The organism is Variovorax sp. P1_H12_2 (assembly GCF_056405335.1).
The window spans coordinates 1-4,649 of record NZ_JBFUCI010000468.1 but is presented as its reverse complement, the minus strand read 5'-3'; the positions used below and the strand labels follow the sequence as shown (position 1 = coordinate 4,649).

5 protein-coding genes are annotated in these 4,649 nt (G+C 64.5%); 2 read left to right on the top strand and 3 right to left on the bottom strand.

Annotated features, from left to right (window positions below):
• The first annotated feature begins 51 nt into the window (after positions 1 to 51).
• Positions 52 to 957, top strand: a complete 906-nt coding sequence (locus AC1D2K_RS30245) for a LysR family transcriptional regulator (protein WP_478093572.1) — start codon at positions 52 to 54, stop codon at positions 955 to 957.
• Between the two features lie 129 nt (positions 958 to 1,086).
• Positions 1,087 to 2,118: an AraC family transcriptional regulator gene (locus AC1D2K_RS30240; protein ID WP_478093570.1), complete on the top strand. Its 1,032-nt coding sequence runs from the start codon at positions 1,087 to 1,089 to the stop codon at positions 2,116 to 2,118.
• Between the two features lie 78 nt (positions 2,119 to 2,196).
• Here AC1D2K_RS30240 and AC1D2K_RS30235 read toward each other — a convergent pair whose 3' ends face one another.
• From AC1D2K_RS30235 to AC1D2K_RS30225, 3 genes are all read right to left on the bottom strand, one after another.
• Positions 2,197 to 2,637 carry a LysR family transcriptional regulator gene (locus tag AC1D2K_RS30235; RefSeq protein ID WP_478093568.1) on the bottom strand — a complete coding sequence of 147 codons (441 nt, stop codon included), beginning with the start codon at positions 2,635 to 2,637 and terminating at the stop codon, positions 2,197 to 2,199.
• A gap of 165 nt (positions 2,638 to 2,802) precedes the next feature.
• Entirely contained in the window at positions 2,803 to 4,086 is a 1,284-nt protein-coding gene (locus AC1D2K_RS30230) for a porin (protein WP_478093573.1), read from the bottom strand.
• Between the two features lie 221 nt (positions 4,087 to 4,307).
• The coding region (locus AC1D2K_RS30225) for a magnesium chelatase domain-containing protein (RefSeq protein WP_478093565.1) at positions 4,308 to 4,649 on the bottom strand (342 nt) is incomplete at its 5' end.

Here is a 4,649-nt window from a genome sequence, read left to right as displayed (position 1 = left end):
CGGCAAACAAGACTAAAGTGCTTGCCGTGCGTGACAACAAGGACTCAGTGCATGTTGAAGCTGGATGGCATGGCCACCTTCGTGGCGGTCGCGGAGTCGGGCTCCCTCAGCGAGGCATCGCGACGACTGAATCTCTCCAAGTCGGTCGTCAGCGAGCGCCTCGCCGATCTTGAAAAGGAACTCGGCGTTCGGCTGCTGCACCGCTCGACGCGCAAGCTCACGCTCACCGAGGACGGCACCGCCTTCCTGGCGCGCGCCTCGGCCATCATGCGGGATGTCGAGGAGGCCGCCGCCGAGATGGCGCAGCGGCGCGGCACGCTGGTCGGGCCGCTGCGGATTTCCGCGCCGGTCACCTTCGGCCGCATGCACCTGGGTCCGGCGCTGTATCCGTTCATCGCGGCCCATCCCGGCGTCGAGCTGACGCTCGAGCTTGACGATCGGCGCGTCGATGCCGCATCGGACGGCTACGACGGCGTGGTTCGGCACGGGCCTCTCGTCGATTCGCGCCTGGTGGCGTGGACGCTGGCCCGCAGCCGTCGGGCGCTGGTCGCCTCGCCGGACTACATCGAGCAGCAAGGCCGGCCCTCCAGCGCCGAGGAGCTGCAGCGCCACCGAGGCGTCTTCTATACGAACCGTGGCGTGGCCGACTGGCAGTTCCGCCGCGATGGCGAGCTCGTGTCGGTGCGCGCGTCGCGCGCCCTGCGCGTGAACAACGGCGACATGATGCGCGACGCCTGCGAGGCGGGCCTGGGCATCGCGCTGCTGCCGACTTTCATCGTCGGAGAGTCCCTGCGTGCCGGCAGGCTGCTCGCGATCGACATCGGTCTTCCCTCGGAGGAAGAGTTCCTGTACGTGGCGCATCCGGAAGGCCGTTCGCCCTCGGCGAAGCTGCGGGCCATGACCGATGCGCTCAAGACCGCGTTCGGCGACCCGCCCTATTGGGATTCGGAGCGCTGAGGCATTGCAAGGCGGCGCCCTGCCCCTGCGACGCATCAGGGATGTCATGGGCAGGTCACCCACGGCGTCTAAACTAGGTCGTTTTCGGCGAAAGTCGAAAAGCGATTCGAAGTTAGAAACTGTTACCGAGTGAAGCGTATCAAGGGCGAAGTTGCCATCCCGTTCGTGCATCCGATCTATGTCCGATGCATCCTGGACTGCCTCAACAATCGGGGCGTGCGGCCCTCCGAGGTTCTTGCAAGTGCAGGCCTGGCCTGGCAGGACCTCTGCGACGGCAAGCCGTTGCTGGATTTCTCCGTGTTCCGGCGCTTCGTCGCGCACGCCATCAAGTGCAGCGGCGAGCCTGCGCTGGGCCTGATCGCAGGCTCCATGCTCCAGCCGTATCACAGCCCGGTGGGCATCGCGGCCGTGACGAGCGAAACGCTGGGGCAAAGCCTTCAGTTCGTGAGCGAAAACGCCAAGCTGATCTTCCGCAGCATGGACTTCCACATGGACAACGGACCTCGATGGAGCACCATCACGGTCAGCCCGTTGCGCCCATTGTGCGAGACGCATGTCTTCGTGATGCAGTCCATCGTCGGGGCGCACTGCCGGATGGTCGAGGCGATCCTGGGGCGCCCGGTCGACGAGCTCACGGTGGGGTTGCCGTACGCCCGTCCGGCGGGCACCGATGTGCCCTGTTTGCGCTTCGTCCGAAAGGTGGCGTTCGATCAGAAGTGCCTGACGCTTCAGCTGCCGACCCGGCTGCTTGCCGAGCGTTCGACCTCGGCCGACGAGAAGGCATTCCAGGCCGCGGCGCAGGACTGCCGAACCATGGAATCCGAACTCGGACACGTCGAGTTCATTCAGCGCGTCAAGCAGGCGCTGCTCGAACGCCTCACGACCAACCCCGAGCTGAGCGATCTGGCGCCGGACCTGGGTGTGTCCTCGCGGACCTTGGTGCGAAGGCTCGCGGATGCGGACCTCACCTACTCCGACATCAAGGATGGCCTGCGAAAGCAGCATGCCGCCTGGTATCTGGAACACACCGAGCTGTCGATCGAAGCCATCGCGTCGCAGCTGGGCTACAACGACCACACCAATTTCAGTCGCAAGTTCAAGGACTGGTATCGCGTCCCGCCGAGCAAGATGCGGCAGACCCTTCGAGGCAGCCAGCACTGAGAATCCGGACGCCCGAATCCGCCGTGTGCGGAGGACGGCAACTGGCTTGACCAGTCGCCGATGTCCTTGAAGCGCGGCCTATGTCGTCGCGCCGAAGCGGCCGACGACCTGTGGCCGGCCGCCGTGACCGGCGCCCAGCCGGACCTGGATGCGGCCCATCGAGAGAAGCGGCTTGCGCTCCGCGGCTCCCATGCTCTTCGGACCGGCCAGCGCGCCGGACCCGGCTCTGACCGAGAGGCTCCGGGGTGCGGTGTCGTCGTCGATGCCGCCCACGTACCCGATCGTTTCGTTGACGCGTGCGAGCATCTCGACGCAACTTTGTTTCAGATCGATGCCGCGCCGGGTCAGCAGGACCTTGCGGGTCGTGCGCTCGAGCAAAGGCTCTTCCAGCATGGCTTCGAGCCGCGCAATGCTCCTGCTCACGCTCGACTTGTGGATCTGCAATGCATCGGCAGCCGAGGAGAAGCTGCCGAGCGACGCGACATACGCAAAGATTCGGAGATCGTTGAGGTCGATCATCTTGTCTGCCATATGCCTGAATGGGGTACTGTTCTGCACTTGAGACTCTCCCTTGCCGATTCCTGAACCCGCCGCAGCGAGCCGATGAATGAAAGCAGGCTGCCCGACGTCTGTCGGGCAGCCTTCAGGGATCACCTGGTGATTCTGACTTGTGCGCTTGTCAGATCAGAACGAGTGACGGATGCCGAGGTCGTAGCCCGTCGAGCTCTTCGGGGTCAGCGTGCCGGTGAGGGTGTTGGTCGTCGTGTAGAACGACGGGCCGCCCACGGTCAGGTCGGCGCCGTTCTTGTTGTTGATGCGCGCCACCGTGGCGTACAGGGCCGTACGCTTCGAGAGGTTGTGCACATAGCCCAGGGCGAACTTGTCAGCCTTCGGGTCCGGACGGAAGCCGAACAGTTGGTTGATGTACGTGCCGGTGTCCTTGTAGTCCACTGCCGAGTACGAAACGCGGATCACGCCAGGACCGACGGGAACGGTTGCACCGAGCAGCCAGCCGTCAGCGCCGGGTTCACGGAAGCCGAACGGGTTGGTCGCGCCGGCAACGAAGTTGCTCGACGTGTCTTGCTTCTGCTTGGCGCTCGAATATTCACCGAACAGCTTGACCACGCCGAAGTCGTACGAAGCACCGAGGTTCCAGGTGTCGAGGTTGTTCGTGGTGCCGGCGTAGTAGTTCGACGCGAGGGTGCTTTGACCGTACGCGAGAGCCACGTCCAGGGGACCGTTGGCGTAACCGATGCGGCCGCCCCAGTAGCGACCAGCGCGCTCGTTGCCGGCCGTGTTCAGCAATGCCGGATTGTTCACGACGGCGGCGGCGCCCGGAGGGGTCAGGCCGGCCGGATCGTAGCTGGTCTTCTCGTTGAAGGCGTACATCACCTGGCCGTAGAAACCACCCAGGTTCGGCGGCAGGAAGAAGCCGACCGAGTTGCTGGCACGGGTGTAGGTCGTGTTCTGGGTGAAACCACCTTGCGAGATCACGCTGCCCGGATTGTTGTAGCCGTTGGCGGTCACGATCAGGTTGGTGCCCACGCCGTTGGCGCCGAACGGATCGAACACGGTGTCGTTCCAGTACGTCGGGGTGTAGTCACGACCGAGGCGAACTTCACCGAAAGCACCCGAGAGGCTCACGGTCGAACGACGCTGGAAGTTCAGGCCGCCGCCGCTTGCAGAACCGGTGCCGTCGTCATTGTTGATCGCGCCTTCGAGCCAGAAGCCGGCCGACAAGCCACCACCGAGGTCTTCCGTGCCACGGAAGCCCAGACGGCTGGAGTTGTAGCCAGAGTTGCGCAGAACCGTTTGGCTCTTCGTGACGTCCTGGCCCAGAGCGCCTTCAGACTTGTTCGAGAAGCCGCTGATGGTCGCGTCAACCACACCGAACAGCGTGACCGACGACTGAGCCGAGGCAATGCCGGCAACAGCCAGGGCAGCCAGGGCGACTAGAGATTTTTTCATTTCAAGTTTTCCAAGGATAAACATGGGGCTCCGGTGCGAAGGACTCACCGTGACTGGCACTTGTGTGCCCACCAGACCCCGGGCCAACCTCCTTTTGGGAAGTTGCCCCTATTGCATCCGAGCCGGTTCGCCGGGGCGGCCGGAGGTATGCAAAGTCAATCCAAAACTATGCAATGCCGACGCAGGAGTTCCCTGCGCCGTTGTGTGATTGCGACAAGGGGCTACTGCAGCTGCCGCACGATATCGAGCGCCTCTTCGATCCGCTCCACCGCATGGATCGTCAGCCCTTCGATCTCTTTCGCGCCCTTGCGTGGCGCATTCGCCTTGGGCACCACCGCCACGCTGAAGCCGAGCTTGGCCGCTTCGCGCAGGCGCTCCTGCYCGCGCGGCGCGGGCCGCACCTCGCCGGCCAGCCCCACTTCGCCGAAGGCGATGAAGCCCTTGGGCAGCGGCTTGCCGCGCAGGCTCGACGTGATCGCGAGCATCACCGCGAGGTCGGCCGCGGGCTCGCTGATGCGCACCCCGCCCACCGCGTTGACGAACACGTCCTGGTCCATGCAGGC